2 protein-coding genes are annotated in these 883 nt (G+C 41.0%); one reads left to right on the plus strand and one right to left on the minus strand.

Annotation, left to right across the window (positions count from 1 at the left end):
* Positions 1 to 564 (plus strand): YeiH family protein (locus ACS8FD_RS18265; RefSeq protein ID WP_439276893.1); only part of this gene is annotated, 564 nt, incomplete at its 5' end.
* Positions 565 to 806: 242 nt separating this feature from the next.
* Here ACS8FD_RS18265 and ACS8FD_RS18270 read toward each other — a convergent pair.
* On the minus strand, positions 807 to 883 hold a 77-nt coding region (locus tag ACS8FD_RS18270), incomplete at its 5' end, for a cold-shock protein (RefSeq protein WP_439275529.1).

The raw sequence follows: 883 nt of genomic DNA on the forward strand, positions 1-883 counted from the left end.
GTGGTCGTGTTCGGCACTATAGCCATGCTACTTTATCCTTTTTTGTATCACCTTGGTTGGTTACAGCCTTGGCTTAGTGCCGAGCAATACGGCGTCTATACTGGCTCAACTGTCCATGAAGTGGCACAGGTTGTTGTCGCTGGTAATGCAGTGAACACTGAGGTTGGTAATACTGCAGTTGTCACCAAGATGATACGTGTCATGATGCTCGCGCCATTTTTACTGGTTTTATCATTTGCCTTGACCAAGGGCGATGGTCAAAACAGCGATAAAAAATTATCGTTTATAGCGCGTATTAGACAGGTCAGCGTACCTTGGTTTGCTTTTATCTTTATTGCTATTGTCATACTACATACATGGCTGCCAATGTCTAAAAGCTTTGAGCAAAACATGATTTTACTAGACGATGTGTTACTGACGATGGCTATGTTTGCACTGGGTCTAACCACTCATCTGAGCGCGATCAAGCAAGCTGGCATTAGACCGCTTATTTTAGGTGCAATTATGTTTGGCTGGTTAATACTAGGCGGTGGCCTTATTAATATTGGCATTAGCTTTATCTAGTAGTTTGCCTGTCCATTCTTGAATGCTCATCTCACTACTTAACGTAAAAGGCCTCCAACTACATATAGTCGGAGGCCTTTGTATGTTTATCATCTAATTTAGTATGATTGACTAAAACCTTTTAAGGAAAACGATTACTACATCTACTATCAGTGCTTTAAATACCAAATCATAGACGAAAAAAAACGAACCCGAAGGTCCGCTTTTCTACATCTATTCATCTAGCTGTCTATAAAGACAAATTAGATAGCAACGATGTTATGTGCTTGTGGGCCTTTTTGGCCTTGAGTTACAGTGAACTCAACTTCTTGGCCTTCAG

The organism is Psychrobacter sp. 1U2 (assembly GCF_051847575.1).